Annotated in this window: 27 protein-coding genes and 1 tRNA gene; 15 read left to right on the forward strand and 13 right to left on the reverse strand. The window is 66.5% G+C overall.

The window, feature by feature from the left end:
* Positions 1–9: 9 nt before the first annotated feature.
* Positions 10–2406, forward strand: coding sequence for a bifunctional salicylyl-CoA 5-hydroxylase/oxidoreductase (locus tag QNO06_RS15175; RefSeq protein WP_227911872.1), 2397 nt, complete (start codon positions 10–12; stop codon positions 2404–2406).
* Positions 2407–2539: 133 nt separating this feature from the next.
* Here the strand turns inward: QNO06_RS15175 and QNO06_RS15180 are convergent, their stop codons facing one another.
* From QNO06_RS15180 to QNO06_RS15195, 4 genes are all read right to left on the reverse strand, one after another.
* On the reverse strand, positions 2540–4198 hold the full coding sequence (locus QNO06_RS15180; protein ID WP_227911873.1) for a thiamine pyrophosphate-binding protein: 1659 nt from the start codon (positions 4196–4198) through the stop codon (positions 2540–2542).
* A 58-nt stretch (positions 4199–4256) separates the two neighbouring features.
* The gene (locus tag QNO06_RS15185) at positions 4257–5621 is read right to left on the reverse strand and encodes an MFS transporter (RefSeq protein WP_227911874.1); all 1365 of its coding nucleotides are present in this window, start codon (positions 5619–5621) and stop codon (positions 4257–4259) included.
* A gap of 163 nt (positions 5622–5784) precedes the next feature.
* Entirely contained in the window at positions 5785–6081 is a 297-nt protein-coding gene (locus QNO06_RS15190) for a hypothetical protein (RefSeq protein ID WP_227911875.1), read from the reverse strand.
* Between the two features lie 68 nt (positions 6082–6149).
* Complete coding sequence (locus QNO06_RS15195) at positions 6150–6638, reverse strand: hypothetical protein (RefSeq protein WP_227911876.1); 489 nt, start codon at positions 6636–6638, stop codon at positions 6150–6152.
* A 177-nt stretch (positions 6639–6815) separates the two neighbouring features.
* Between QNO06_RS15195 and QNO06_RS15200 the strand changes: the two genes are divergently transcribed.
* The 7 genes from QNO06_RS15200 to QNO06_RS15230 all read left to right on the forward strand — a co-directional run bounded on the left by QNO06_RS15200 (position 6816) and on the right by QNO06_RS15230 (position 13024).
* Complete coding sequence (locus QNO06_RS15200; protein ID WP_227911877.1) at positions 6816–7475, forward strand: nucleoside/nucleotide kinase family protein; 660 nt, start codon at positions 6816–6818, stop codon at positions 7473–7475.
* Positions 7476–7608: 133 nt separating this feature from the next.
* Positions 7609–8517, forward strand: a complete 909-nt coding sequence (locus QNO06_RS15205) for an SMP-30/gluconolactonase/LRE family protein (protein ID WP_227911878.1) — start codon at positions 7609–7611, stop codon at positions 8515–8517.
* A 218-nt stretch (positions 8518–8735) separates the two neighbouring features.
* Positions 8736–10202 (forward strand): amino acid permease, encoded by a 1467-nt coding sequence (locus QNO06_RS15210; protein ID WP_227911879.1) that lies wholly within the window; start codon positions 8736–8738, stop codon positions 10200–10202.
* 139 nt (positions 10203–10341) lie between these two features.
* On the forward strand, positions 10342–10740 hold the full coding sequence (locus QNO06_RS15215; RefSeq protein ID WP_227911880.1) for a hypothetical protein: 399 nt from the start codon (positions 10342–10344) through the stop codon (positions 10738–10740).
* Positions 10741–10794: 54 nt separating this feature from the next.
* Entirely contained in the window at positions 10795–11097 is a 303-nt protein-coding gene (locus QNO06_RS15220) for a hypothetical protein (protein WP_227911881.1), read from the forward strand.
* Between the two features lie 39 nt (positions 11098–11136).
* Complete coding sequence (locus QNO06_RS15225) at positions 11137–11499, forward strand: DUF1622 domain-containing protein (RefSeq protein ID WP_227911882.1); 363 nt, start codon at positions 11137–11139, stop codon at positions 11497–11499.
* A 250-nt stretch (positions 11500–11749) separates the two neighbouring features.
* A complete protein-coding gene (locus tag QNO06_RS15230) occupies positions 11750–13024 on the forward strand; it encodes an Nramp family divalent metal transporter (RefSeq protein ID WP_227911883.1) in 1275 nt (424 codons plus the stop codon).
* Between the two features lie 68 nt (positions 13025–13092).
* On the opposite strand, the gene trxB is transcribed toward QNO06_RS15230, so the two are convergent.
* On the reverse strand, positions 13093–14070 hold the full coding sequence (gene trxB / locus QNO06_RS15235; protein WP_227911884.1) for a thioredoxin-disulfide reductase: 978 nt from the start codon (positions 14068–14070) through the stop codon (positions 13093–13095).
* Between the two features lie 246 nt (positions 14071–14316).
* Between trxB and QNO06_RS15240 the strand changes: the two genes are divergently transcribed.
* The gene (locus tag QNO06_RS15240; protein ID WP_227911885.1) at positions 14317–15951 is read left to right on the forward strand and encodes an HNH endonuclease signature motif containing protein; all 1635 of its coding nucleotides are present in this window, start codon (positions 14317–14319) and stop codon (positions 15949–15951) included.
* A 39-nt stretch (positions 15952–15990) separates the two neighbouring features.
* The gene (locus tag QNO06_RS15245; protein WP_227911886.1) at positions 15991–16434 is read left to right on the forward strand and encodes a hypothetical protein; all 444 of its coding nucleotides are present in this window, start codon (positions 15991–15993) and stop codon (positions 16432–16434) included.
* Between the two features lie 96 nt (positions 16435–16530).
* On the opposite strand, the gene QNO06_RS15250 is transcribed toward QNO06_RS15245, so the two are convergent.
* The 5 genes from QNO06_RS15250 to QNO06_RS15270 form a co-directional block, all read right to left on the reverse strand.
* Positions 16531–17406: an ABC transporter permease gene (locus tag QNO06_RS15250; RefSeq protein ID WP_227911887.1), complete on the reverse strand. Its 876-nt coding sequence runs from the start codon at positions 17404–17406 to the stop codon at positions 16531–16533.
* Positions 17403–18275 carry an ABC transporter ATP-binding protein gene (locus tag QNO06_RS15255; RefSeq protein ID WP_227911888.1) on the reverse strand — a complete coding sequence of 291 codons (873 nt, stop codon included), beginning with the start codon at positions 18273–18275 and terminating at the stop codon, positions 17403–17405. The genes QNO06_RS15250 and QNO06_RS15255 overlap by 4 nt, the downstream gene beginning before the upstream one ends.
* Before the next feature lie 70 nt (positions 18276–18345).
* Positions 18346–18897, reverse strand: a complete 552-nt coding sequence (locus tag QNO06_RS15260; RefSeq protein ID WP_227911889.1) for a GNAT family N-acetyltransferase — start codon at positions 18895–18897, stop codon at positions 18346–18348.
* Between the two features lie 32 nt (positions 18898–18929).
* Positions 18930–19106 (reverse strand): hypothetical protein, encoded by a 177-nt coding sequence (locus QNO06_RS15265; protein ID WP_227911890.1) that lies wholly within the window; start codon positions 19104–19106, stop codon positions 18930–18932.
* A gap of 197 nt (positions 19107–19303) precedes the next feature.
* Positions 19304–19444, reverse strand: coding sequence for a hypothetical protein (locus QNO06_RS15270; RefSeq protein ID WP_227911891.1), 141 nt, complete (start codon positions 19442–19444; stop codon positions 19304–19306).
* Between the two features lie 274 nt (positions 19445–19718).
* Here QNO06_RS15270 and QNO06_RS15275 point away from each other — a divergent pair, with 274 nt between their 5' ends.
* Positions 19719–19844, forward strand: coding sequence for a hypothetical protein (locus QNO06_RS15275; protein ID WP_269437361.1), 126 nt, complete (start codon positions 19719–19721; stop codon positions 19842–19844).
* A gap of 14 nt (positions 19845–19858) precedes the next feature.
* Here QNO06_RS15275 and QNO06_RS15280 read toward each other — a convergent pair whose 3' ends face one another.
* Complete coding sequence (locus QNO06_RS15280; RefSeq protein ID WP_227911892.1) at positions 19859–20587, reverse strand: SDR family NAD(P)-dependent oxidoreductase; 729 nt, start codon at positions 20585–20587, stop codon at positions 19859–19861.
* A gap of 569 nt (positions 20588–21156) precedes the next feature.
* Positions 21157–21229, reverse strand: a tRNA-Ala gene (locus tag QNO06_RS15285).
* Between the two features lie 222 nt (positions 21230–21451).
* Between QNO06_RS15285 and QNO06_RS15290 the strand changes: the two genes are divergently transcribed.
* Positions 21452–21856: a four-helix bundle copper-binding protein gene (locus QNO06_RS15290; RefSeq protein ID WP_227911893.1), complete on the forward strand. Its 405-nt coding sequence runs from the start codon at positions 21452–21454 to the stop codon at positions 21854–21856.
* A 20-nt stretch (positions 21857–21876) separates the two neighbouring features.
* Here QNO06_RS15290 and QNO06_RS15295 read toward each other — a convergent pair whose 3' ends face one another.
* On the reverse strand, positions 21877–22392 hold the full coding sequence (locus tag QNO06_RS15295) for a mycothiol transferase (protein ID WP_227911894.1): 516 nt from the start codon (positions 22390–22392) through the stop codon (positions 21877–21879).
* Between the two features lie 146 nt (positions 22393–22538).
* Between QNO06_RS15295 and QNO06_RS15300 the strand changes: the two genes are divergently transcribed.
* The 3 genes from QNO06_RS15300 (at position 22539) to QNO06_RS15310 (ending at position 26583) form a co-directional block, all read left to right on the forward strand.
* Complete coding sequence (locus tag QNO06_RS15300; RefSeq protein WP_227911895.1) at positions 22539–22763, forward strand: hypothetical protein; 225 nt, start codon at positions 22539–22541, stop codon at positions 22761–22763.
* Positions 22764–22904: 141 nt separating this feature from the next.
* Positions 22905–24842, forward strand: coding sequence for a heavy metal translocating P-type ATPase (locus tag QNO06_RS15305; protein WP_227911896.1), 1938 nt, complete (start codon positions 22905–22907; stop codon positions 24840–24842).
* A gap of 157 nt (positions 24843–24999) precedes the next feature.
* Positions 25000–26583: an SLC13 family permease gene (locus QNO06_RS15310; RefSeq protein WP_227911897.1), complete on the forward strand. Its 1584-nt coding sequence runs from the start codon at positions 25000–25002 to the stop codon at positions 26581–26583.
* Positions 26584–26656 lie beyond the last annotated feature (73 nt).

The raw sequence follows: 26656 nt of genomic DNA on the forward strand, positions 1-26656 counted from the left end.
GGACACACCATGAAGATCGCAGTTGTCGGCGGCGGCCCCGGAGGGCTCTACTTTGCCGCATTGATGAAGCAGCTGGATCCTGCGCACGAGGTGACCGTGTGGGAGCGCAACGCCGCGAGCGACACGTTCGGGTTCGGCGTCGTGTTCTCCGACGAGACCCTTGGCGGCATCGGGAACGCGGACACCGAGATTGCCGCCGCCATGTCCCGGCGTTTTGCCCGCTGGACGGACATCGACATCCATTTCCGGGGTGAGCAGCACACCGTGGGCGGACAGGGCTTCGCCGCCATGAGCCGCAAGGAACTGCTCGAACTGCTGCAGCAGCGGTGCGGAGACCTCGGCGTCGACGTCCGGTTCTCCACGCTGGCCCCCGACGTCGCCGAGCTCAGCCGCACCCATGACCTGGTCCTCGCCGCCGACGGCCTCAATTCCGCCATCCGCGGCGCCTACGCGGATTCCTTCAAACCGTCGCTGGACCTGCGCCGTTCCAAGTACATGTGGCTGGGAACCGACCTTGTGTTCGAGGCCTTCAAGTTCTTCATCAAGGACACCGAGCACGGCGTCATGCAGATCCACGGTTACCCGTATTCGGACCAGGGCTCCACCTTCATTGTCGAAATGCATGAGGATGTATGGCGTTCGGCCGGCTTCGACGAAACTGAAGGGCAGGTGTTCCCTCCCGGCGTCAGCGACGAAGCAGCAATCGCCCGGATCACGGAAATCTTCCGGGACGAACTGCAGGGACACAGCGTTCTGTCCAACAACTCCAAGTGGCTGAACTTCACCACCGTGCGCAACGAAAACTGGCGGCACGGGAACATCGTCCTGCTTGGCGACGCCGCCCACACCGCGCATTTCTCGATCGGCTCAGGCACCAAACTCGCCATGGAGGACTCCTTGGCGCTGGCTGCCTGCCTGCACGAGCATCCCGATGTGGAGACCGCGCTGGCGGCCTATGAGGCGGAGCGGCGTCCCGTGGTGGAATCCACCCAGCGTGCCGCACAGGCTTCGCTCGAATGGTTTGAGAACATCGGCCAGTATGCGGGCCAGGATCCGGTGCAGTTCTGCTTCAACCTGCTCACCCGCAGCCGCCGCATCACCTACGACAACCTCAAGCTCCGCGACCCTGGCTTCGCCGCCCTGGCGGACAAGGCCTTCGCCGAGTCCGCCGGCGTGCAGGACGTGGCACCGGCCATGTTCCAGCCGGCCCGCATCGGCAGCCTGGAACTCAAGAACCGCATAGTGGTCTCCCCCATGGACATGTATTCGGCGGTGGACGGGCTGCCGGGGGACTTCCACCTCACCCACCTGGGCAGCAAGGCGCTGGGCGGCGCCGGACTGGTGATGACCGAGATGGTCTGCGTGTCCGACGTCGGCCGGATCACCCCGGGCTGCACCGGCCTGTACTCCGATGAGCAAGCTGCCGGCTGGCGGCGGATCGTGGACTTTGTCCACCAGCAGTCCACGGCCAAGATCGGTGCGCAGATCGGGCACTCCGGACGCAAGGGGTCCACCCGGCTCATGTGGGAGGGTATTGATGTTCCGCTGGAGGACGGCTGGGACGTGATGGGTCCGTCGGCGCTTCCCTACGGCGAGAACTGCAACGTGCCGCGGGAAATGGACCGATCCGACATGCAGCAGGTCTTGGCGGAGTTTACCGACGCGGCCCGCCGTGCTGCCGATGCCGGCTTTGATTTGCTCGAACTCCACGCCGCGCACGGATACCTTCTGTCCTCCTTCCTCTCCCCGCTCTCCAACCGGCGCACGGATGAATACGGCGGCAGCCTGGCGAACCGGCTGCGCTATCCCCTCGAAGTTTTCGACGCCGTCCGGGCGGCCTGGCCGGCCGAGCGCCCGCTCACCGTCCGACTGTCCGCCACGGATTGGGTTGAGGGCGGAAACACCGACGACGACGCCGTGGAGATCGCGCGTGCGTTCATCGCCCACGGGGCAGACGGAATCGACGTGTCCTCCGGCCAGGTCTCGAAGGAGGAAAAGCCGGCGTTCGGCCGCAGCTACCAGACACCCTTTGCGGACAAAATCCGCAACCAGGCGGCAGCTGCTGCCGGCGTGGCCGTTATCGCCGTCGGCGCTGTTTCCTCCTACGACGACGTGAATTCCATCCTGCTCGCGGGGCGCGCCGACTTCTGCGCGTTGGGCCGCACCCACCTGTACAACCCGCAGTGGACGCTGCAGGCCGCGGCGGAGCAGGACTACCGGGGGCCGGGAGCGGATTGGCCCCTGCCGTTCAAGGCCGGCCGGCGCAAGCCGCCCAGTGCCCGGACCGACGCCGTCCGGCCCCGGCTGTCGCTGCTGCGTGAACTGGAACCGGAATCCGCTGCGACGCACGTGCGGTGGACACCAAACGCCGCCCGGTCTGCGGAAGTCCTGGCTTCGGGCGTATAAACCGCCCCCTCCAAGGGAAAGGTCCCGTCTTTACAAGAGACGGGACCTTTCCCTTTGTGCTTTTGCCGGGCTCTTGGCAGGCTCTCTTTGGCCGGGCTGCTCAGTGGCTGCTTAGTGGCTGCTTAGTGGCTGCTTAGTGGCTGCTGAAGGCCTCGGCGAGCCACCAGGCACCGTTGTCCGACGTGATTTTGGCGTCGATGACCAGCGGCCGGCGCGGGCCTGATGCCAGCCACTGAGTTACGGCTTCCAGGTCCTCGGCCTTTCGGACGGTGAGCCCGTCTGCACCGAAACCACGTCCGATGGCTGCCGCGTCCGTTTCCGGGAACACCACCGTGCCCATGTCAGCATGCGGATTGTCCGCACCGAAGTGATGGACCTCTGCTCCGTAGGCGGCATCGTTGTACACAACGCAGACCAACGGCAGGTGGAGCCTCACGGCGGTTTCCAGTTCCGCCAGGGCCATGTGGAAGCCGCCGTCTCCGGTCCCGAGGACCGGGAGACGGTCCGGGCGGGCTACAGCTGCTCCGATCGCGGTGGCCAGGCCTAAGCCAACGGACTGGAACGCCTGCGTGAAACAGAACCCGAACTCGTCCGGAACGTCGAGGAACTGGCTTGGATAGCCCATGAAATTGCCGGAGTCCACAGCAACAATCCGTTCTGCCGGCAGCAGCTCGTCTAGCCTGCGGGTCAGGACGCGCGGATCGATCCTGCCGCCGGCTGAGGAATCCACCAGCGGCTCATCCCGCCACCGGATGGAGGCGGCGATGCGCCGGCGGACGGCGTCGGTCCGGTACCCGGTGCGCGCCGCGTTCCCGCGGCTGGACAGTTCCGCAAGTACCGCCGTCGCCGTTTCGGCCGCGTCGCCCTGCACTCCCAAGGTGATCGGACGGTTGGCGCCGAGCGCTTCGTCCTCCAGATCGACCTGGACCACGGCGGTTTCGGGGCCCACAAGATGCCCGTGCCGCATGGTCCACATATTCAAGGCGCAGCCGAAACCGACCAGCAGATCCGCGTCCGTGATCAGCTCAGCCGCCAGGGGTGAGGCGAACCCGCCGGAAATGCCCAGGCTGAACGGGTCTGCGTTGAACAGCCCCTTGGCCACCGCGGAGGTAGCCACCAGGGCACCGCTGCGGCGGGCCAACGCCAGCAGTTCGTTCCGTGCCCCTCTGCCTCCCCGGCCGGCAATGATTACCGGACGCCGGGCCTTTTCCAGCAGGTCTGCGAGCGCGGCAACAGATCCTGCACCCGGCCGCACCGGATCGGGCCGCCGCAGGGCGGGGACCGGCTGCGAAGGAATTTGCGGCACTGCTTGGGCCTGTACGTCCAGGGGAAGATTCAGCACAACCGTGCGCCTGTCATTAACTGCCCGGCGATAGGCCCTGACCGTGTCCGCGACTGCGGTCCGGGCAGAGTGGATCCGTTCGGGAACGGCCAGGACGGACCGGGCGAAGCTGTCCTGATCCATGCTGAAGTTTGAGTTCACGGACGCGGACGGGGCCTCGGCAGCCAGCACGATCACCGGTGTCCGGGACTTGGCCGCCTCGCCTATTCCTGTTGCCGCGTTTGTCAGCCCGCACCCCTGGTGCACCGAGACGAGGCCCACCCGGCCGGACATGCGGGCATAGGCGTCCGCCATGGTGGCAGCGCCGCCCTCATGCCGTGCGGCGGTAAACGCTACTCCGTGCTCGCGCAGAGAATTTGTCAGGGTGAAGTTTCCCGACCCCACCACGCCGAAGCAGTGCCCGGCACCCAGTTCCGCCAAGGTCCGGCCCACCAGCTGCGCTACGTTCATGCAGGTCCTCCGCGGACAGGGCTGGTGCCCGGCACGCGGCCGGGCACCAGCCGTAGGTTTATTTGGTGGAACCGGCCGCAGGGGAGGCGGCCGGTACGGCGGTATCCGCAGCCAGGCCGTCCAGCTGGGGAACCCGCTTGGGGATCATGGCGACCGCGCCGGCGGCAACCAGGCCGATGATGGCAAAGACGGCAAAGTTCCATTCGAACGGAACTCCGGCACCGGCGATCCAGCCGCCGATGATTGGACCGCTGATGGCACCGATCCGCGCGAAGCTGAGCGCCCAGCCCGTGGCCGTGGCTCGGGTGGCCGCCGGGTAGTAGTCCGCAATATAGCCGGTGAGGACCAAGGACGTGGAGATGGATCCAATGCCAGCGAAGGCAACGAAGGCCAGGTTCACCACCATGGAGTTGGGGAACATCAGCAGCAGGATTCCCGCTGCACCGAGGATGTAGAAGACCACCAGGATGCGCTTTTGCCCCACCCGGTCTGCGGCGTATCCCAGGACCAGGCCACCGATGGCGGAGGCCAGGCTGAAGACTAGAAGGAAGGTCAGCGAGGATCCCAGGTCATAGCCGGCCTTGCGCATGATCTGCGGCAGCCAGGTGTTGAGGCCGTAGACCAGGACCATGCCGCAGAACAGCGAGATCCAGAAGAAGACCGTGGACCGGAGGAACCGCTTGGAGAACATGGTGGCCATGACTTCGCGCCAGGGAATTGCCGCCGTCCCTCGGGCAGGCGGTGCGGGGTTGTAGTTGGGGATGTTCTGGCGTGCGGCGAGGGCTTTGGCCTGCGTGATCCGGCCCTTGGAGACGAGGTACTCCAGCGATTCGGGCAGCAGGTAGGCCACGACGGGCAGGATGACCACCGGGAGCGCCCCCACGGCAATGACTGCCCGCCAGCCGAATGCCGGCAGCAGGGCCATGGCGACCAGTGCCGAGGCAACAATGCCCAGCGAGTAGCCCGAATACATCAAGCCGTAGTTGAAAGAGCGCTTCTTCGGTGCGGAGTACTCGATGGTCAGCGCGGCAGCCACCGGGATGACGCCGCCCATGCCGAGTCCGCCCAGGAAGCGGAAGAGGCCGAACATTTCCGGGGTGGGTGCCATCGCGGCGCCCGCCTGCGTCACGGTGAAGATCAGCATGGAAAGCAGCAGCATTTTCTTGCGGCCGATGATGTCGCTGAGGGTGCCGATAAACAGGGCGCCAAAGAGCATGCCTACCAGTGCGTAAGCGCCCAGCCCGCCCAGTTCAAGGGGTGAGAGGTCCCATTCCTTGTATTCCGCGAGTGCGGGAAGCACGGCGCCGAGGACGCCGACGTCGTATCCCTCGGCCAGGATTGCCAGCCAGCAGGCAAACAGCACCAGGCCCGTGGTGCGGCGGGGAATGTTCCATTCAGTCGATGATGGTGCCTGTGTAGCCACGGTGCTCCTTGCGTTGCAGTGCTTGGACGCTCCATTATTGACAGACTATGACGATCGTCACAATAGATAAATAGAATTACTTTCTGCCGCTGCCGCCACCCACAGATAGGGCCGGACAGGTATTCCTGTCCGGCCCTATGGGTACTTGTGTTTTTCGCTGCGGCTAGCGCTTCCGGCCGAAGACCAGCGAAGCCAGGGCGACGGCCCCGGTTACGGTGAAGACGGACGGCCAGGCGCCCATCTTCTTGGCCAGCGGGTGGGACAGGCCGAAGGCGGCAACGTAGCCGGTGGTGAGTGCGGCAGCGGTGCCCGTGCCGGCGTCGCGCTTCCACAGGGCGAAGGCGGCGGCGCCCGCCGCGGCGAGGACGGCTCCGCCGAGCTGGCGGTTCCCGGTATCACGGGCGGTCTTGTAGCCGCCGATCAGGCCGGCGCTGGTAATCAAGGGGGTCAGCAGGGACAACGTATTTCTCCTCGGATAGGCAACATCCCCAGCTTAGGCCGGGACGGGTGCGGCCCGCACGCCTCGGGTCAGTGGCTGGTGGTGCCCTGCCGGGATTCCAGGATCGGGGCGATCCAGGCGTCTGAGACAAGCCCGGTGGCCCAGGCGTAGACGGCTTTGTGCCACACATCCACGGCCGTTTCGGGCAGCGGCCAGGAGGTGGGCGGCGCGCCGATGCCGGTGGCGTTTTCCAGTGTCTGGTCCGTTGCCAGACGCACCACGGTGAACGTGGTGTTGGCCACCGGACCGCGGATGCCCGTCACCGACCAGATGCCGCGCAGTCCGCCGAGCACGGCGCCGGTTCCCCAGTGCATCGCGTGGTTCCATATCGGCGGCTGCGCGTCCGGAGCCGGGTGCCTGCCCAGCATGCTCAGCAGGGTCCGGCCCGGCACGTAGGAGTTGGGCCGGCGGGTCAGTGCCTGTTCGGCCTTTTCGCCTGCGGTCATCACGGCCACCCCGGCCAAACCTGCGACGGCGCCCTGCGCGGCGGCCTTCAAAAGCGTACGTCCACGGCCCACGGCCGCCTCCTAGGCAGGTTTTCCCTTGGGTTTTCTCCTGGGCACACAGCGTAGGAGAAGTCACGGCCAATGTCCCGGGTGGACCGGCATCGCCGCCATAGACTGGGCCAAACCGGAACCTGCATGAAGAAAAGACCTGTCCGGAGCAGACCGGGACGGAGGAGGAGCGGAAGGACCGTGTCCAGTGCTACCACCCTGACCGAGTTGAAAACGCGGCTCCTGGCGTTGGCCGGGACCACGGACGGGCCTGTGATCGTCGGCGTCACCGGTGCGCCCGGAGCGGGAAAAACCACCCTGGTGGAAGCACTGGTCCAAGCCCTGAATCCGGAGGACCAACCCCTGGAATCGCGCCGCTTTGCCCATGTGCCCATGGACGGCTTCCACCTCTCCGACCGGGAACTGACCCGCCTGGGCCTGCTGCAGCGCAAAGGCGCACCGGAGACCTTCGACGCCGGCGGGTACGCCGCACTGCTGGAGCGGCTGACCGCTCCGCGCACCGCCGTCGTCTACGCCCCGGGGTTTGAACGGACCCTGGAGCAGCCGCTGGCCGGGGACATCCCGGTGTTCCCCGCCGCACGCGTCATCCTCACCGAGGGCAACTACCTGCTGCTGGACCGGCCGGAATGGCGGCAGGTCCGTTCCCGCTGCGCTGAGGTTTGGTTCTGCGAACCCGAGGAGGAACTGCGGGTGGAACGCCTGGTGGAACGGCACATCCGTTTCGGCAAGGACCCAGTGACGGCAGCAGCGTGGGTGCGGGACGTGGACCAGCCCAACGCGGACCTGGTGCGCGCTTTTCGGCAGCACGCCGACCTCCTGATCCACGGTTGGGTCGCCTAGCCTTGCGCGCGCTTCGCAACCCCGGAGCACATCCGCGGTGCTGCCCGGCTTGGGACCGGCGGCCGCCTCGCGTATAAAAGGACGCAGACCGCACACGCTTGGGCCCGCAGGGGCTGCGAAAAGGAGACAACGCATGGACGCACTGCTGGAAGACGGAGCCGAGCTGGAGCAGGTGGGCACCGGGGCGGTCTGGGCCGAAGGACCAACCTGGGTTCCGCAGCGCAATGCTGTCCGGTACAGCGACGTGCGGTCCAACCGAATCCTGGAATACAGCGAAACCACGGGCGAGCTCAGCGTGTACGGCCGGGATGTGGAATTCACCAACGGCCGCGCACTCGACGCCGACGGCTCCGTGGTCCAGTGCTCGCACGGACGCCGGGCCATTGAGCGCGATACCAACGGCACCGTTCAGACCTTGGTGGACCGCTTCGGCGAGGTGCGCTTCAACTCCCCCAACGACGTCGTGGTCAAGTCCGACGGCACCGTCTGGTTCTCGGATCCCTCCTACGGCATCGACAATCCGGCGGAAGGCCACGGCGGAGAGCTGGAATACGGGGACCGGTACGTGTTCCGCTTCGATCCGGCCAGCGGGGAACTGACCGCAGTCATCACGGACATCATGGCGCCCAACGGCCTGGCGTTCTCGCCGGATGAGTCCGTCCTGTACGTTTCGGATACCGCCGAGGAAACCGTCTCCCCCGCCGGGCCGGCGCAGCCTGCGGGCAACCCCATCCGCGCCTACGACGTCGTCGACGGGCGGCAGGCGAAAAACGGCCGCGTCTTCGTGCGGGTGGCCCCGGGCGTGCCGGATGGTTTCCGGGTGGATACCGACGGCAATATCTGGTCTTCCGGCGGCGACGGGGTGCGGGTCTTCTCCCCTGCAGGGGAAGTGCTCCTGCACATTCCGGTGCCGGAAACGGTCAGCAACGTCTGCTTCGGCGGCGCCGACGGCCGCACGCTGTACATGACCGCGACGTCGAGCCTCTACCGGATCCGGACCACTGCCAGCGACGCCGCCGCGGCCCTGCGCGGCCAGCGCTAGGCGGCCCGCGCTAGGCGGCCCGTCCGATCCGGTCTTCCGGCTTCCGGGCCCGCAACGCTTGCGTGCCCTGCTGCCTGCCCGTTTCCCGACGGTGCCCGCGCCGGTTGAACAGATAACGGCGCAGGGGTACCCGGATGGCAGTGCAGGGGTCCATACTTCTGCCCTAGCGGGTGCCCGGCACCCGGTCCCGGCACTGCCGCGTACGGAACGGAGCAGATATGTCCACAGTTGCGGGCCGCGGAGGTTCCGTCCTCCGCCGCAAGCCCATCGAAGAGATCGACGACGAGAAGACCGGCAACAAGCTGTTCAAAAGCCTGGGCCTGTGGCAACTGACCGCCATCGGGGTGGGCGGAATTATCGGCATCGGCATTTTCACCCTCGCCGGCCTGGTGGCCAACGGTGGACCGGACGCTGCCCCGGTGGGTCCGGCCGTGCTGATTTCCTTCCTCGTCGCCGGTCTGGCCAGTGCGGCTGCCGCGCTTTCCTACGCTGAGTTCGCCGGCATGGTGCCGCGGGCCGGGTCCGCTTACACCTACGGGTACGTGGCTTTGGGGGAGCTGATCGGCTGGTTCATCGGCTGGGATTTGCTCCTGGAGTACACGGCCATCGTGGCGGTGGTCGCCATTGGTATTTCCGGGTACTTCACCGAGTTCCTGGCGGGCTTCGGTATCGACATGCCGGTGTGGATGCAGGGGACCGGTGACACCGTGGAGGGCGGTCTGATCAACCTGCCCGCCGCCGTCGTCTGCTTGTTCATCACCTTCATCCTGAGCCGCGGCACCAAGACCTTCGGCAGGTTCGAGCTGGTGGCCGTGGGGTTGAAGGTGCTGCTGATCCTGTTCATCGTCGGTCTTGGTTTCTTCTTCATCAACACGGACAACTACACGCCCTTCCTGCCCAGCGGATTCGGCGCCGTGTTCACCGGTGCCGCCACTGTGTTCTTCGCCGTTTTCGGCTACGACGCCATGAGCACTGCAGCAGAGGAAGCCAAGGACGGCAAAAAACACATGCCCAAGGCCATCCTGCTGTCCCTGGGCGTGGCCATGGTCCTGTACATCCTGGCCACCCTGGTGCTCACCGGGATGCAGAATTACGGGGACATCAGCCCAACGGCCGGGTTCGCGTCGGCCTTCCAGTCCGTGGGGCTGCCGGTCATTGCCACCGTCATTTCGGCTTTCGCGGTGCTCTCCATCCTGACCGTGATGCTCACGTTCCTGCTGGGCGTCACCCGGGTGTGGTTCTCCATGAGCCGGGACGGGCTGCTGCCGGGCTGGTTCGCCGGCACCGACCGGCGCGGCACTCCGCAGCGGGTTACCTGGATTGCCGGCGGTGCCTCGGCCCTGCTCGCCGGGTTCTTCCCCATCCGCGCCGTGGCCGACCTGACGAACATCGGCATCCTGGCCGCCTTTGTGGTGGTAAGTGTTGCCGTGATTGTGCTCCGCTACCGCCAGCCGGAAGCCCCGCGGGAATTCCGGCTGCCGCTGATGCCATGGATCCCGGCATTCGGGGTCTTGTCCTCCGGCTTCCTGATGCTGCAGCTGCACTGGGAAACCTGGCTGCGGTTCGCCATCTGGCTGGTGATCGGCATGGCCGTGTACGGGTTCTACGGCTACCGCCACTCCCTGCTGAACCCCAACAGTCCGCGGCATTCCCAGCTGCGCGCAGATCCCCAGCCAGGAAGCTGAGCCGGCGGGAAGCGCCCTTGTGGCCTCGGCGGTAAAAGCCCATCTCCCAATTCGGCCAAAAACGGCTATTATCTGCATAGGTCCAGATAGGGACCTTTAGTTGGGGAGAAAAACCGAAATGGGCAGTCAGTCTCAGGCCATGCCTTCCACCCGGAAGCGGTCGGCCATGCTCTACCGCCGGGCGCGCAGCGGTCTTGTACTGATCGGCGTCTTCTGGCTGTGGATGCTGTTCGGGGCTGCTGACCTGGTCGGCGCCCTGTTCGGTTCCCCCGTGCATGCCGCCCTGGCTGTCTTCGCGCTCGGTGCCCTCACCCTGATTTCGCTGCTTTTCCTGCCGATTTGCGTTGCCTACCTGGTGCTGAACCGGTCTGCCATGAAGGCCCCCGGGAAACCGGCGAACGCCGCCGAGCGGCACGAGGGCACCGCACCCGCTGCAGGCCTTGCCCCCGTGATCCGCATGATGCCCCGCCGAGCTGCTGAACGCGGCGCGGAGCTCACCGGCCGTGCTGCTGCGAAATGGCGGGACCTGGCTTCCTAGCCGTCTCTCCCCCGCACCGGCAGAAATGTCAGTGCCACTTGCCATGGTTTATCCATGAGCTCCTCCGCCGGCACCTCCGCCCTCTCCGCTGTTCCCACCACACCTGTCACCCACGCCCATTACCGCCGGGAACCGTACGTTCGGTGCACCACCCGCGGCGGCGGAACCGTGGACGGCAAGGCCGTGGCCTGGACCCGCACCCAGGTGCTCCTGCACTGGATTGACGACGACGGCGTGGCCCACAACCGCTGGGTACCGGCACCGGCGGTGCAGCGCATTCCCCGCGACGACTCCGCCTGGCGGGATCCGTACGACGATTTCCGTTTTTACTACAGCCCCTCCCCAGCAGCCGCCTGACCCTTGACGCAGGCGCTCCGGGAGGAGCTGATAGTTGGAATGGATTTCAAGCACTTTATCGAAACGGTCGGGGAGCTGGTGGACCTGGCCGGGGTTGCCGCCATAGTGCTGGGAGCCATTGCCGCAAGCGTTGCCGCCGTCGTCGCCTTGGCTCAAAGGAAGCCCCGGGTCTACGCGGATTACCGGCAGCGGCTGGGCCGCAGCATCCTGCTGGGACTGGAACTCCTCGTCGCTGCGGACATCATCCGCACCGTAGCCGTGACCCCCACGTTTGAATCACTGGGAGTGCTGGCGGTCATTGTGCTGATCCGGACCTTTCTGAGTTATTCGCTGCAGCTGGAGGTCACGGGATATCTGCCGTGGAAGCGCCCGCCCGGCGAATTATCGAATGTCAGCGAATAGTCCACCGAAACAGTTCCGTCCTTTCGGTCCGCAGGCCAGCAAGGGCCCCTTCGGTCTCGCCAACCAGCCCGGTCAGCAGGCCTACGCACCCCAGCCCTAAGTGCCCCGGGCATCCGATGCGCCCAAAGCACACCTGAACCGATCCAAGGCCACCTGGTTAGTCAGCGTCCGGAACACCAATCCACCCGGTGACAAGGCAGACCTGGAAAAATTGTTAGGCGCACCGAACTTTGAGTGTTAGGTTGCTGTCATGGCTCGTACAGTCCCTTCCCCAGAGACCGTTGTGCCGGACCCCGGCACCCGCTCGGCAGGACGGCCGCGCAATATCCTGTGGCTGCTCGGGCCCGCGCTCGTAGCCGGTGTGGCCTATCTGGACCCGGGCAATGTTGCCAGCAACATGACCGCTGGGGCCCGGTTCGGCTACCTGTTGGTCTGGGTGGTGGTAGTCGGCAACATCATGGCCTGGCTCATCCAGTACCTTTCAGCCAAGCTGGGCCTGGTCACGGGCCGCAGCCTGCCGGAACTGCTTGGTGAGCGGATCGGCCGGAAGCCCGCCCGCCGGCTGTACTGGCTGCAGGCCGAGCTGGTGGCCATGGCAACCGACGTGGCGGAGGTAATCGGCGGCGCCGTCGCCCTCTGGCTGCTCTTTGACTTGCCGTTGTTCCTGGGCGGACTGATTACCGGCATCATTTCGATTGTGGTGCTGCAGCTGCAGAACAGCGGCCGCCAGCGCGGCTTCGAATACGTCATTGTCACCCTGATGGCGGTGATCGTGGTGGGGTTCACGGTAGGGGTGTTCGTCAGCCCACCGGACGCTGGCGGGGTGGCCGAAGGCCTGGTCCCGCGTTTTGAAGGCAGCGAATCGGTGCTGCTGGCAGCTTCCATCCTGGGCGCCACCGTAATGCCGCACGCCATCTACGCACACTCGGCCCTGACCCGCGACCGGTTCCCCGGACGCACTGACACGCTGACCACCCCGCGGCTGATCAAGGCCACCAAGGTGGACGTCACCATTGCCCTGGCGGTGGCAGGGTCAGTGAACCTGGCCATCCTGCTGCTGGCCGCCAGCTCCCTGCAGGGAGTGGACGGGACCGACACGCTGCAGGGCGCGCATGCCGCCATTGCCGGGTCCCTGGGCGGAGTGGTGGCCACACTGTTCGCCGTGGGGCTGCTCGCGTCCGGGCTGGCGTCGACGTCGGTGGGCGCCTACGCGGGAGCGGAGATCATGCAGGGGCTGCTGAAAATCCGCATCCCGATGCTCTTGCGCCGCCTGATCACGCTGATTCCGGCCCTGGCGATCCTCGCCGTCGGCATCGATCCCACCTGGGCCCTGATCCTCAGCCAGGTCATCCTCTCCTTCGGCATCCCGTTTGCCCTGATACCGCTGGTCTGGCTGACCGCGCAGCAGGCGGTGATGGGTGTGCACCGCAACCACTGGTGGACCACGGCACTGGGCGTGCTGGTCTCACTGCTGCTGGTCACACTGAACGTCACGCTGCTGGTGCTGACCTTTACCGGCGCCTGAGCTGAGGAGGGCACCCGGCCCGGTACGTCCGGACTCCGGTACGTCCGGACAGGGCTGGGCCCGCATGCCTAGCCCTGCAGGGAGCCTTCCACCAGTGCGGTGGCAATGCTGTCCGCATCTTCCACTGCTGCCAAGTACCGCTCGGCGTCGAGCGCCGCCGAGCATCCGGTGCCGGCCGCGGTGATCGCCTGCCGGTACCGGTGGTCCACCGCGTCGCCGCACGCGAACACACCGTCGAGGTTGGTCTGCGTGGTGGGGGCGGCCACCCGGATGTAGCCGTTTTCGTCCAGGTCCACCTGCCCGGCCAGCAGATCGGTGCGCGGCGCGTGGCCAATGGCCACGAAGATACCGGTAGCCGGCACCTCCCGCGTGCTCCCCGTGACGGTGTCCGTCAGCGTCACTCCGGTGACTTTGTCCGTGCCGTGGATGGCGGTGACCTCGCTGTTGAACTCGAAGCGGATCTTGCCGTGGTCGCGGGCGCGCTGGGACATGATCCGCGAGGCACGCAGGGCATCGCGGCGTACGACGACGGTCACCGACTCCCCGAACCGGGTCAGGAACAGTGCCTCCTCCATGGCCGAATCCCCGCCGCCCACCACCACAATGGGCTGGTTCCGGAAGAAGAAGCCGTCGCATGTGGCGCACCAGGAAATGCCCCGCCCGTTGAGCTGTTTCTCCTCGGGCAGTCCCAGCTCCTTGTATACGGAACCGGTGGCGAGGATGACGCTGCGGGCCTTGTAGGTTTTCCCGCCTCCAGTGGCCACCCGTTTGGTGTGGCCGGCCAGCTCGACCGAGACGACGTCGTCGTACTCCACCACCGCACCGAACTTCTCCGCCTGCCGGCGCAGGTTTTCCATCAGGTCCGGGCCTTGGATGCCGTCGGCGAAGCCGGGAAAGTTCTCCACCTCGGTAGTATTCATCAGCGCCCCGCCAGCGGTGACCGAGCCGGCCAGGATGCGCGGCTTCAGCCCGGCCCTCGCCGCGTAGATCCCGGCCGTGTACCCGGCGGGTCCGGAGCCGATGATGAGGACGGAGTCGGTGGCCATGGGGTGTCCCTTCGCTGCGGCGTCGCGGGTTTCTTCAAGTCTGGCGGGGAACCGGTTAGGGTCGGAACCCCGGCCGCATATTCGCGCTGCCGGATCAGGCAAAGGAGCCGGCAGCGGCCGCAAGGACGGCGGCAGGGGAAGGTAAGTAGCCAGGTCCTCAAGACAGGTATTTTTGGTGTGAGCATGCACCCCTTTTTCGCCTGTTTTGGGGCCGGAATTGTCAGTGCCGGATGAAATCCTTGGGGCATGGATCAGCTCGGGAACACCGAACGGATAACCGAAGAAGCAGGGTATGTACACCAGTCGGCTAAAGGCCAGGCTGGTAAGGCGGATGCCTCCGACTCGGAGCGCACACTCGCGGTTTTCCGGGCAGATATCCGTGCTGAAGCGGCCGACGGCGGCTCCCGGTCCGGCGATTCTGCCGCAGGCGCGGATGCGGCCACCGCCTTTCCGGACGGGTTCAGCGGACTGCTGGCCCTGCAGAACCTTGAATCCTTTGACGAACAGACCACCTGCGATGTTTTGGCCCGCGTGGTCCATCTGGTTCGGTGGACGCAGGCACAGGAGGCCCGCCTGATCCACCATATGGAGGAACTCTTCCGGTCCGGTCTCTGCAAGGATTTGGGCCGGGAAGAAGCCGGGCAGGCGTTCAGCCTCGCGGCCTCTGAATGCGCAGCCATTCTGAACGTCCCGCAGACCACCGCGCAGGGGATGATGTTCGAAGCGGACAGGCTCTGCAGCACCCATACCGCCACCCTGGCCGGACTGGAAGACGGACGCTTCAGCTACGGGCACGCTCAAGTGGTGCTCGACCAGTGTGAGAACATTCCGGCGTCGGAGCTTCCCGGGTTCGAGTCCGAACTGCTGGGCAAAGCCGAGGGCGTAACGAGGAGCCAGTTCTGTGCCAAGGCCAGGCGGCTAAGGGAGCGCAAATACCCGGAGACTGTTCCTGAACGGCATCTGACTGCCTTCGATAAGCGGCGCGTCGTCCTGGACCGGGACGAGGACGGCATGTCGTGGCTGTCGGCGCATTTGCGGGCCGCGGAAGCCCAGCAGATCTACACGGCCTTGAGCACTGCAGCCCGCGGTGAACAGGCCGGCGGTGACTCCCGGACTGCGGACCAGCTGCGCGCCGATGTCCTGGCCCAGCTGCTGATGGGCGGCCTCGGCTCAGCCCCGTCAGGTGCACGAAGCGGAGCAGGCGGCGAAGGAGGCAGTGGAGCAGGCGGTCGAGCAGCCGACCGTGCAGGCGGTCGAGCAGCCGGCGGAGCGGGCGGTCGAGCAGCCGGCGGAGCGGGCAGTCGAGCAGCCGGCGGAGCGGGCAGTGGACCTGCCGATGCCGATCCCGACGCCTCAACAGTCCTGCCGCGGGCCGAAATCATGGTCCTGATCAACGCCGAAACCCTCTTTGGCGCCAACGAGGAGCCGGCTGAGCTCCACGGCTACGGTCCGATCAGCGCCGAAGAAGCCCGCCGACTGGCCCGCAACGCGGTGGGGTGGACAGGTCTGGCCCAGGATCCGAAGACAGGCGAAATCCTCGCGGTGGGCAGGCGCCGGAAAGTCCCCGCCGGGCTGGCCCGCTGGCTACGCGCCCGCGACGGGACCTGCCGGTTCCCCGGTTGCAGGGTTAGCACCGCCGTCACGGAAATAGACCACACCACCGACTGGGCAGACGGCGGTCCCACCGACCACGGAAACCTGGCGCACCTGTGCCGCCGGCATCACCGCTTCAAGACCCTGGGCTATTGGAAAGCCCACCAGCCAACACCGGGTGTGATCGAGTGGACCTCACCGGCCGGACGCACCTACCGCACTGATCCTTTCCTGGAAACCGAACGCCCCACCGCTGACCATCCAAGTGCGGAGCCTGCACCGTTCTGAGCCTGCGGGTTTCTGACTGGAGTCGGTTAGGCTTCCCGGATGACATCGTGGGCAGAAATCACAGACGCCGTGGGGGTAGCCCTGAGCGGGGACCGGGCCGAGGGCAAACGCCGTCTCCTCGAGTGCTGGGAGGGTACCGTTCCGGGCGAGCACGCCCACCGCTGCGTCCTGGCGCACTATCTGGCGGACACGGAAACTGACCTGGCAGCGGAAATCGCCTGGGACGAGGCCGCCTTGGCCGAGCATGCAGGCGTCAAGGACGAGGACCTGGTGCCGCTCGGCATCCCCTCCGCCCGCGGGTTTGCACCCTCACTGCATCTGAACCTCGGGGATGGCTATCTCCGCCGCGGCGAGCCCGAACCGGCACACCGCCACCTTGTCCTGGGACTCTCCTCCGCAGAGGTGCTGGACAGCGACGGCTATGGCTCCATGATCCGCGCAGGCTTGGAAAACTTGGCCCTGCGGATCGAGGCAGCCCGCTGACGGACGCGCCGAACGGATCCGTCAGCGGCCGCCGTCGTGCCTGCCGCCCCGTCGTGCCTGCCGCGCCCTCGAACCTGCACCGGCGTCGGACGCTGCTCAGCGAATGCGGGACCGGATCCGAAGCGCGGCCAGGACCGAAAAGACCACCACCATCGCCGCCAGGACAAACAGCACATATCCGGTGGGCACGGCCCAGTCCCCCACATAGGCGGTGATGCCGAAGAGACGCTCTACCTCCGCGACCGCCCCCGGCTGGTCCGTCACCGCATCCATGGGCCCTTCGGTCATTTCCTGGCGCACCACCATGGACGCCTGCATAAACGGCAGCGCGCTGACAAAGTTCCGCACACCCTCGGGAAAGGCACCCACCGGAATGTAGGACCCGGCTGCGAAACCGAGAATGGTGCCCACCAGCGTGGACAGAGCCGCGAAGGACCCCGGCGTGCGGACGAACGTCACCACAAAGCAGCTCAACGCCCCGAACGCAACACAACTGAGAACCAGATAGCCGTAGGAGCGGGCCACCTGCCCCACAGCGAGCACCACCCCGTCCACTAAGCCCAGGTAGGCCAGGCTCACGGCGAACACCACCGTGGTCATGATCAGCGCTATCGCTACCGTGGACAGCAGGTACCCCAGCACCAGCTGGCCGCGGCTGATGGGCGACACCAGGAAGTCGCGGAAGCGGCCGGTGGCGGTGTCGTCCACAATCACGTTCACGGCGGCAAGTCCGGTGGTGATAGCGGTGATGCCCACAATCCCGGCGAACATCCAGGCGTCCACGAAGCCCTTTATGTCCTCTTCGGCGGCTTGCGGAAAGCTCTCGGCCAGCCCCTGGGTCTGCTGGTTGCCCAAGAACAGGGTGTACAGCAGGAACAGGACCAGAGCCCCGAGGAGGGAAAAGAAGACGTTCAGCCGGTCCCGGAAGTACAGGCGCAAGTTCCGTCCGGTGATGTCCATAACTACGTTCATTCCGCTTCCCCCCGACGGCCGGTCAGGGCCAGAAACACATCGTCCATGGTGCCGTGGCGGAACTCGAAGTCCAGTACGTTTTCGCCGTGCCCGGCCAGCAGCTCCCGGGCAGTGTCGGAGCGGTCCACCGCCAGCCGGAGCACGTTCGACTCCTCACCCACGACGTCGACTCCGGCGCCGCGCGCGAGGAGCCGCAGTGCCTCCGGGTCGGCGGAGCTGATCGAGAGGATGCTGCGGCTGTACTTTGCCCGCAGCTCGGTGGGTGTTCCGTCCGCAATGATCCGGCCCTTCTCGATCACGCAGACCCGGTCCGCTTCCTCGGTTTCCTCCATGTAGTGCGTGGTGAGGAAAACGGTGAGGCCGTGGTTTTCCCGCAGGTCGTGGATGGTGGACCAGACCAGAGCACGGCTGGCCGGATCCAGGCCGGCGGTGGGTTCGTCCAGGAAAATGATCGACGGCGCGTGCAGCAGGGCGCGGGCAATGTCCACCCGCCGGCGCTGGCCGCCCGAATAGGTGCTGTAGCGGCGGTCAAGGAAGTCCTCCAATCCGACCATCCGGCTCAGCTCCTCGATGCGGGCATTGTTGGCCGCCTTGTCAGGGGAATAGAAGCGCGCCCTGGTCTGCAGGTTCTCGCGGCCGGTCAGGATGGGGTCCAGCATGGAGTCCTGGAACACCACCCCGATGGTTTCACGGACTCCGGTGCCGCTGCGCAGCACATCATTTCCGGCCACTTCCACCGTGCCGGAGTCGAACGGCAGGACCGTGGTGAGGCAGGAGATGGTGGTGGACTTCCCCGCGCCGTTGGCCCCGAGGAAAGCAAAGACGGTTCCGGCGGCCACTTCGAAGGACAGATCATCGACAGCGGCCACGCTACCGAAGCGTTTCGTTAATCCGCGTACAGAAATAGCGGGAGTGGTAGCTGCCAAAGGGTTTCCTCGGTTACTGGGGATCACAAAAGGGGAAATCGTCGAATTCCAGCGGGGTTACTGTGTTGGTTTCCCAATCCGACCGAAGTATCGCATAGGCAACCGATGCAACCCGGGAACCGTCCGCCGTCGGCCATGCCTGACGGTAATGGGCCTCCTTGACGAACCCGGCGCGCAAGAACGTTTTCCGCATGGCAATGTTGTCTTCCCGCGTCTGGCCTTCAAACCGGACACTGCCGGCGTGCCCGGTAAACACGAGCCCACAAAGCGCCCGCAAAATACCCGCGCCCCGGCCCTGCCCGCGGTGTTCCTCAGCCAGTCGGAGGTCGAACATCGGGTTTTCATCCTCAGGATCCTCAACGACCACCAGCCCCAGGTCCTGATTGCCATCCTGGATCCAGTACCCCTGCGCCGCCGTCGACCAGAAGTGCCCCTGCTGCACCCGGTCCCGTGCCTGCGCCGCGGTGGGCGCGGGGGACGCGTGAAAAGGAAACGTGTTGGAGGCCAGGAAAGAGGTAAGGACGTCGGCGTCGCCGGCGGTCATCCTGCGGAAGGTGAACGTCATGACCGCGAGTCTAGCCGGGGGGTTCCGTACGGCTAGAGCGCGCCGATGCGGTCCTGGTTCCCGGCTGCCGCCGCTGCCTCGACCTCTTCCTCCAGCTTGCGGCGCCAACCGCGCGGCGGAGGCCAGGAGATTCCCCACTCGGCAAGCTGCTGCTTGGTGAAACCACCGGAGGGCGTACGGGCTGCATCGATTTCTTCGCGGGTCGGCATGGCCAAATCATGACATGCCGGCGGGGCTGTGTCACCGAATGAAACGAACGTTTTGGGAGGTGATTTCCACGTCAGTTATTGACTATTCACCAAACACGGGCTAACCCCCGGAAATCCGCGGATTCCGGGGGTTAGCAGAACCCTGAGTATCACTCAAAAGATAGTATTAGGGACGTCCGGTACTGCCTAATAACCTTTTACGGGTGGGTGGTAACCATAATCAATTGCCAGCCTTCCGGGACCTGCTTTTGCAGGGCTTCCCGGGCGTCAAGAAAATTCTCGCCCTCCGCTTCCAGTTCCCGGGTTTCGATGGGGCGCATGATGCCAGTAACCTTCATGGTTCCAGCCTAGGCACCGGACACCGGGAGCGAAAACCGGTTGCCCTGTTGTGTCCACCACCCGGCGGGTCGCCAGCGGCCAGGATCTCGTGCTCCGTCCGGCCCTAAGCCTTGTCGTGCACGGTGATCGCATAGCCTTCCGGGTCGCAGAAAGTGAAGGTGGTGCCGAAGAGACCCCCGAAGGGCTCCTGAATCACAGGCGCACCGAGCGGCCGGCACGGCCGGAATCCGGCAGATCACTGCCCGCTGTACTGACCCCGAAGGCACGGATCACTTGGCACGTGCCGAAGCAGTGGTGGATACCGTGGACCGGCGGATGGTCTCCGGGCTCAGCGACGGGCAGGCCAAGGCACTGGCACAGGCACTGGGTGCCTGCATGGAGGCTTTGGAAGAGCCCTAGTTGTACTGACCCGGCTAGGACTGCAGCGAAGTGCCGGTTTCCCGAGCCAAGGCGGACAGGAGCTCATCCTGGAACGCTTCGTCATGGACTGCAGCGTGGGGCTGTTGCCGCTGCCGGTGATACCAGTAGCCGCCACTCGTGAGGGCTTCAGGTTGGTCGCTGGCGGCCAGCCATTCCTGGGTTTGATGGCCCAGCTCCAAATCATCCGGAGCACCGGGGCCGCCCATCCGCGTCGGCACCCAGCCGGGGTCCACCGCGTTGCTCAGCACCTCCGGCCGCAGGCGTGCGAGCGCAGCCGAGAAAGCGGTCACAAACAGCTTGCTGTCCGCGTAGGACCCGGGCCTGCCGCCGGACCAGTCCGCGCCGGCCAGGGACGGCTGTCCGGCGAAGTGGGAACCGCTGCTCAGGTACACGTGCCGCTGCGGGCCTTCCAGCAGCGCGGTAAGGAGATACGGCGCGACCGTGTTCACCGGCAGCACGGCCGGGCCCCTCCATACTCCGGCGTTATGGATCACCGAGTCCAGCGGCGCCCCGCTGTTCAATTCAGCAGCAACCTCCCGGACGGCGTCGCGGTCGGCAAAATCGCCCACCACAATCTCCGCCCCGCGGCTGACAAGGGGCGCCAGGCTGGCTGCACGGTCCCGGTTGCGTGCATGCACTACGACGTCGTGCCCCCGGGAGAGCAGCGCATCGGCGGCAGCGCGCCCGAGACCGTCGGCTGAACCGGTTACGAGGATCCTCATGGAACGCACCTTCCGCGAATACTGACCGTTTTCGGCAAACACTGACCACCGGCTGCTGGGGCTGTCCGGTTGCCAGGTTGCCGGGGTTGCCAGGTTGCCCGGTTGCCAGGATTACCAGGTTGCCCGGTTGCCCGCCCAACGCTGGCCGCCAGGGCCGCCGGCACTGCGCGAGGTATCCCCGTCCCCCCTGCCGCGTGAATCCCGCTCACGACTTTCCCGCTCACGACTTTCCCGCTCACGACTATAAGGACCACGGCAACCGGTGTCAGGAGGCCCCCGCGGAGGATCCCACCGAGTGGGGCTGCTGTGACCTATGGGGAAACACCGGCCCCACCGTTAACACTGCGTGGGAAGTTCCGCTCGCGGGCGGGCTGGCATACGAACGAAAGGGCAAAATTTACCGATTTTTGGCCCAGAATCGGTAAATTGTGCTTTTTCGTTTCCGGGGCGGACCCCACTGCCTCCGTCCCACCCCGAACCCGTAATCCCGATCCCGCAACCCCTGGCCCCGGGGCGCAGAAAAGGGGCCCGCTTCCCGGTAAACCGGGAAACAGACCCCTTCGAATCTGTGGAGCCTAGGGGAATCGAACCCCTGACCTTTTCATTGCGAACGAAACGCTCTACCAACTGAGCTAAGGCCCCAAACTGCACCGTACGGCGTCGGAACGACCAACATTTTTCCTGATCAACTCTGCCGATCAACCGACCCCGCTAGGCTACACCGATTCTAATCACGCCGTCGCGCAGCGGCCAAACGACCGGCACTCTTGGGATGTCCTGCCGGCGTCGTTACCGTGGGGCAATGGGTCCATCCGCACCGGCGGCCGGGACCTGCCAACGCACTGCGGAACGAAGGAGAATCCCATGGCCCTGATCACCGAAATGCTCAAGAACCATCCCGGCGGACCCCGCACTTCGGACCCCCGTAAACTCGCCGAATGTCTGCAGGCCTGCGCGGAGTGCGCCCAGGTCTGCAACGCCTGCGCAGACGCGTGTCTGGGCGAGGACATGCTGGGTGACCTGGTGGCCTGTATCCGCATTGACCTCGACTGCGCGGAGATCTGCGCGGTTACCTCGGCGGTACTGTCCCGTACCGCAGCGTCCGGCCCCGCAACGGCAACCCTGCTGCGCGCCTGCATGGCCGCCTGCGCCGCCTGCGGCGAGGAATGCATGCAGCACGCGTCCATGCATGAACACTGCCGGATCTGCGCGGAGGCATGCCGCCGTTGCGTCAACGCCTGCGAGGAACTGCTGACCTCGATGGGCTGAGTTGGTCCTCCGACAGGGCCCTAGGAACCTTCCGCGAGCACCAGGCCGCGCAGATACGCGGCTTGGCCGGCATGCTCCAGGCAGTCCGCCAGGATGCTCACCAGCCGCACGCCCAGGGTGACCGGCGGATCCCAGGCCCGGTCCACCACCTGGTCCAGGTCCGCCGCGGACAGTCCGGAAACAAACGCGGCAGTGCGGGAATGCACGTCGTCGTAGTAGCCCAGCAAAACCTCGGCCGAGGATACCTGCACCTGTGCCACCTGCTCGGAAGTGTGTCCGTAGCCGGTGTCTTCCACCGATAACGGCAGCCCCACGCGTTTCGCCCAGCCGTCCGCCGTCCAGGCCTGTTCCTGCCCGGCGGCATCGGCCACTTGGGCGTCCTCCACCCGGGCCAGATGCCAAATCAGCCAGGAAATGGAGTTTCCCTCCGGGTAGGGGCGGTGGTTCAGGGCCTTCGCGTCCAGGTCCTTCACCGTGCGCCGTACGGTGCCGGGCAGCCGGCCGAAGGCGTCAATCAGCAGATCACTTTGGTCCATGGTGGCAGGCTCCCGAAGGTCGGCGGCAGGGTGCGGCCATCCTTTCACGCCACCCCGCCGCCGGGAAGAGCCGGGGTTCGTGTGCGACAGCAGAAAAAGCCGGCCTAACCGGTGCGCCGGCACTCCGTCGGTCCTAAAATTGCCGGATGAGCTGGACTGACGAGCGGCCCGCATGGCTTCCGCCCATTCCGTCCCCGCACCGCGGCCTGATCCGGATCACGCTGGGCATGATCCTGGTCTGCGCGAGCATGCTCACCTGCCTGGTCATCGCCGCATTCGGCGCCCTGCTGAGCATGTACCTGCTCTGGCCGCTGGCAATCGGCCTGCTGTTGCTGATGTCCGGGCTGCTCAGCCGGCGCCGCGGCGCCTAGCGCCCCGGACCGCTCCGGAACCCCGGCGGCCCGCACGCTTCCGCGGCAACGGCCCGCCCCGGACGCAACGGCCGCTCCGCGGGGGTTAGGTTAGCTTTCTCTTGCTGGAAACCGCGGTGCCGGCGGGCTTACAACAGAGGCATGGTCACTGTTCGCATGAACCGAAGCCGCACCCTGATCCGGCGTTATCCGCTGGTGGTCGCCACCGTGCTGGTGGGGGTGGCGTTCCTCGTACTGCAGGCGGCCGGCGCGGGCACCGCCGCGGACTGGACGGGCGGCGTCTATGCCTGCGCAGTAGCGGCAAAAACCGGAGCGGGCATGATCCGGGACATCCGCGCCGGACGCTACGGGTTGGACATCCTGGCCGTAATCGCGATCCTGAGCACCGTCGTCGTCGGCGAGTACCTGGCCGCGCTGATCATCGTGCTGATGCTTACCGGCGGGGAGGCGCTGGAGGACTACGCCGCTGGCCGGGCCCGCCGGGAGCTGGATGCCCTGCTCACCCGGGCCCCCCAACAGGCGCACCGGTTTCCGGGCGGAAACACCCAGCGCGGTGCCGTGGATGTCCCGGCCACCGACGTGGTGCCAGGCGACCTGCTGCTGATCCGGCCCGCCGAGGTGGTTCCCGTGGACGGGATCCTGGTCTCCTCTGCCGCGGACTTCGACGAATCCTCACTCACCGGCGAATCCCTTCCCGTGGGCAGGCACGCCGGGGATCCGGTGATGAGCGGTTCCGTCAACGGTGCCCGCGCCGTGCTGCTGCAGGCCACGGCGACGACGACGGACAGCCAGTACCAGCGCATCGTGGCCCTGGTGGCCGAGGCCGCCGAGTCGAAGGCGCCGGTGGTCCGCTTGGCCGACCGGTTTGCGGTGCCCTTCACCGTGGTGTCGCTGCTGATCGCCTCCTTGGCCTGGGCACTGAGCGGGGATCCCGTGCGTTTCGCGGAGGTGCTGGTCCTGGCAACCCCGTGCCCGCTGCTGATCGCAGCCCCGGTCGCGTTCCTGGGCGGTATGAGCCGTTCGGCCCGCACCGGGATCATCGTCAAGGGCGGAGCCGTACTGGAACAGCTCGCCAAGGCCGGCACCGCGGCGTTCGACAAGACCGGAACACTCACCCACGGGCATCCCGAACTGGTGGAGGTCCGCCCGCAGCCCGGCTTCAGCGCCGAGGACGTGCTGGCCCTGGCCGCTTCCGCCGAACAGTATTCCTCCCATGTGCTGGCTGCCGCCGTGCAGCAGGCCGCTGCCGTCCGCGGACTGGAACCACACTCCGCCGCGGACGCGCGGGAAACGGCCACGAACGGTGTGGAGGCCGTGCTGGACGGGCATTCTGTCCGGGTGGGCAAGGAACGTTTCGTGGCCGAAACCGCCCCGGATACCCGGCCGGCAGACCTGCAGCCGGGCCAGATGGTGGTTTACATCGGCGTGGACGGACACTTTGCCGGCACCCTGATCATGAGCGATGCCGTGCGGGACAACGCCGCCGCGACCCTGCACCGGCTGGCGGAACTGGGCATCGGCCGCACGGTCATGCTCACCGGTGACAGTGCGGCGACCGCGGAGGCCGTAGCCGCGGGGCTCGGCATAACCGATGTGCGGGCGGGCCTGCTACCCGCCGGCAAGGTTGACGCCGTGCGGACGCTCGCGCCGCGGCCGGTGATCATGGTGGGCGACGGCGTCAATGACGCTCCGGTACTGGCGGTGGCCGACGTCGGCATTGCCATGGGAGCGCGCGGATCCACCGCCGCGAGCGAGTCCGCCGACGTCGTGCTGGTGGCGGATGACATTTCAAAGGTGGCCGACGCGGTTCAGATTGGCCGCCGGACCATGCGGGTGGCTTTGGGCAGCATCTGGCTGGGGATCGCGCTCAGCCTGGCACTGATGCTGACCGCCGCCTTCGGGTTCATTCCGGCGGTAGCCGGGGCATTGACCCAGGAGCTGGTGGACCTGGCCGCCATCCTCAACGCCCTGCGCGCCCTGCACGGCGGCCGGCAACTTCCGGGTACCGCCCGCGAAACGCCCTCCGCGGCGGACAGCGTCGCGGCAGCGCGGCCGAAGCCGGTCCCCCGGGCCGGCTGATCCGCCTAAGCCGGCTCAGCAGGCGCCGCTATGGCATTGCAAAGGTTCCGGGGGCAGGCTATTGAAGCGGGGGAACACCGCGTGCACGAACCGTCGGGGACCACACACAGGGGTGAGACGTGGATACAACCGAAAGCCCGGCCGCATGATCCCGCCAATGCTCGCCACCTTTGTGGTCCTGGCCCTGGCGGTAGCGGGCTTCATGACCAACCGGCTGCCCCTCGTGGTCGTCGCGCTCTTCGTTCCGGTGGCACTGTGGGCCACCGGAGTGCTTCCCCTCAACGAATCCCTGCAGGGTTTCAGCGACCCGATCACCCTGTTCATCGCCTCGCTGTTTGTGCTCAGCGAGGCCCTGGACGCCACGGGGATCACCGCCTGGGTTGGGCAGCAGCTGGAACTTCGCTCGTCGCTGAGCCGCACCGGCCTGCTCGTCACGATCATGGCTGCCGCCGCGCTCCTCTCCGCGGTCATCAGCATTAACGGTGCCGTCGCGGCGCTCCTGCCCGTGGTCGTCGTTGCAACGGCGCGGGCCGGGGTCATTCCCTCGCACATGCTCATCCCGCTGGCCTTCGCCGCCAGTGCGGGATCGCTGCTGACCCTTACGGGAACGCCGGTGAACATCATCGTCTCCGAGCTCTCCGCCAGCTCCGGAGGACGCGAGTTCGGGTACTTCGAGTTCGCGCTGGTGGGGCTTCCCCTCGTCGCCGTGACAACCCTCCTCGTTGTACTGCTGGGGCGAAGGCTCCTGCCGAAGCGTGCACCCGAGCAGCTGGCAAAGGCGGGCACCGACCCGCGGGAGCGGGTGCGGTCCTGGCGGGAGATGTACACAGCCGACCTCGACACGGAGCGGCTGTTCACGGGACGGCTGGGCGTGGTGGAGGTTCTCATCGCGCCCCGTTCAACACTGATCGGGCGCATCGTCAGTCCCGGCATGACCACGCGCGACGAGGACCTGGTGATCGTCGCCCTGCACCGCGGCGGAACCACCGCGGTGCGCCCCGACGCCCCCGCGCCTCCCGGCACGCTGACGCTGCGGGCCGGAGACTCGGTGCTGGTCCACGGCCCCTGGGATGCCCTGAACCGATACGTCCAGTCCTCCGATGTCATCGCCGTCGAACCTCCGCATACCCTCCAGCGGGGAGTGCCGCTGGGCCGCGGATGGCGCCGCTGCCTCGCGGTGCTGTCCGCCACGATCGCGCTGCTGGCCACCGGGCTCATCCCGCCGGTGATCGTGGGGCTCCTCGCCGCGGCTGCCCTGGTGCTCCTTGGAGTGGTGACCGTACCCCAGGGGTTTCGGGCTATTTCGTGGAACACGGTGGTCCTGATCGGGGCGCTCATCCCGCTGTCCTCCGCGTTTGTGTCCTCGGGTGCCGCGGATGCGATCGCTTCGCTGGTGCTGAACTCGACCGGCAGCATGTCCCCGCACCTCGCCCTCCTGGTGATCTGCGTTCTCGCGCTCATCCTCAGCCAGTTCATCTCCAACGTGGCCACCGTGCTCGTGATGGGACCCGTAGCAGTGACTTTCGCCCAAACGCTCGAGGTCAGCGTGCTCCCGTTCATGATGGGGCTCAGCGTGGTCGGGGCAGCAGCCTTCCTCACTCCCATCGCAACCCCTGCCAACCTCATGGTGATGCAGCCGGGCGGCTACCGTTTCGGCGACTACTGGCGCCTCGGGCTGCCGCTCTCCTTCGTCTTCCTCGCCGCCGCGGTGCTGTATGTGCCGCTCATCTGGCGGTTCTGATCCCGGCGGAGCCGGGAACGGGGATAATGGTCAGTGGTCCGGCCGGCAGTGCCGCTCCGCTGACGGTAATCAA

The sequence above is a fragment of the Arthrobacter sp. zg-Y20 genome (assembly GCF_030142075.1).
Classification (GTDB): Bacteria; Actinomycetota; Actinomycetes; order Actinomycetales; family Micrococcaceae; genus Arthrobacter_B.

Bases quoted from the DNA above. Each gene is read 5' to 3' on its own strand.
- QNO06_RS15175 (WP_227911872.1), top strand. From the start codon at position 10: ATGAAGATCGCAGTTGTCGGCGGCGGCCCCGGAGGGCTCTACTTTGCC.
- QNO06_RS15180 (WP_227911873.1), bottom strand. From the start codon at position 4,198: ATGAACGTAGCGCAGCTGGTGGGCCGGACCTTGGCGGAACTGGGTGCC.
- QNO06_RS15205 (WP_227911878.1), top strand. From the start codon at position 7,609: ATGGACGCACTGCTGGAAGACGGAGCCGAGCTGGAGCAGGTGGGCACC.
- QNO06_RS15210 (WP_227911879.1), top strand. From the start codon at position 8,736: ATGTCCACAGTTGCGGGCCGCGGAGGTTCCGTCCTCCGCCGCAAGCCC.
- QNO06_RS15215 (WP_227911880.1), top strand. From the start codon at position 10,342: ATGCCTTCCACCCGGAAGCGGTCGGCCATGCTCTACCGCCGGGCGCGC.
- QNO06_RS15220 (WP_227911881.1), top strand. From the start codon at position 10,795: ATGAGCTCCTCCGCCGGCACCTCCGCCCTCTCCGCTGTTCCCACCACA.
- QNO06_RS15225 (WP_227911882.1), top strand. From the start codon at position 11,137: ATGGATTTCAAGCACTTTATCGAAACGGTCGGGGAGCTGGTGGACCTG.
- QNO06_RS15230 (WP_227911883.1), top strand. From the start codon at position 11,750: ATGGCTCGTACAGTCCCTTCCCCAGAGACCGTTGTGCCGGACCCCGGC.
- trxB (WP_227911884.1), bottom strand. From the start codon at position 14,070: ATGGCCACCGACTCCGTCCTCATCATCGGCTCCGGACCCGCCGGGTAC.
- QNO06_RS15240 (WP_227911885.1), top strand. From the start codon at position 14,317: ATGGATCAGCTCGGGAACACCGAACGGATAACCGAAGAAGCAGGGTAT.
- QNO06_RS15245 (WP_227911886.1), top strand. From the start codon at position 15,991: ATGACATCGTGGGCAGAAATCACAGACGCCGTGGGGGTAGCCCTGAGC.
- QNO06_RS15250 (WP_227911887.1), bottom strand. From the start codon at position 17,406: ATGAACGTAGTTATGGACATCACCGGACGGAACTTGCGCCTGTACTTC.
- QNO06_RS15260 (WP_227911889.1), bottom strand. From the start codon at position 18,897: ATGACGTTCACCTTCCGCAGGATGACCGCCGGCGACGCCGACGTCCTT.
- QNO06_RS15265 (WP_227911890.1), bottom strand. From the start codon at position 19,106: ATGCCGACCCGCGAAGAAATCGATGCAGCCCGTACGCCCTCCGGTGGT.
- QNO06_RS15270 (WP_227911891.1), bottom strand. From the start codon at position 19,444: ATGAAGGTTACTGGCATCATGCGCCCCATCGAAACCCGGGAACTGGAA.
- QNO06_RS15280 (WP_227911892.1), bottom strand. From the start codon at position 20,587: ATGAGGATCCTCGTAACCGGTTCAGCCGACGGTCTCGGGCGCGCTGCC.
- QNO06_RS15290 (WP_227911893.1), top strand. From the start codon at position 21,452: ATGGCCCTGATCACCGAAATGCTCAAGAACCATCCCGGCGGACCCCGC.
- QNO06_RS15295 (WP_227911894.1), bottom strand. From the start codon at position 22,392: ATGGACCAAAGTGATCTGCTGATTGACGCCTTCGGCCGGCTGCCCGGC.
- QNO06_RS15300 (WP_227911895.1), top strand. From the start codon at position 22,539: ATGAGCTGGACTGACGAGCGGCCCGCATGGCTTCCGCCCATTCCGTCC.
- QNO06_RS15305 (WP_227911896.1), top strand. From the start codon at position 22,905: ATGGTCACTGTTCGCATGAACCGAAGCCGCACCCTGATCCGGCGTTAT.
- QNO06_RS15310 (WP_227911897.1), top strand. From the start codon at position 25,000: ATGCTCGCCACCTTTGTGGTCCTGGCCCTGGCGGTAGCGGGCTTCATG.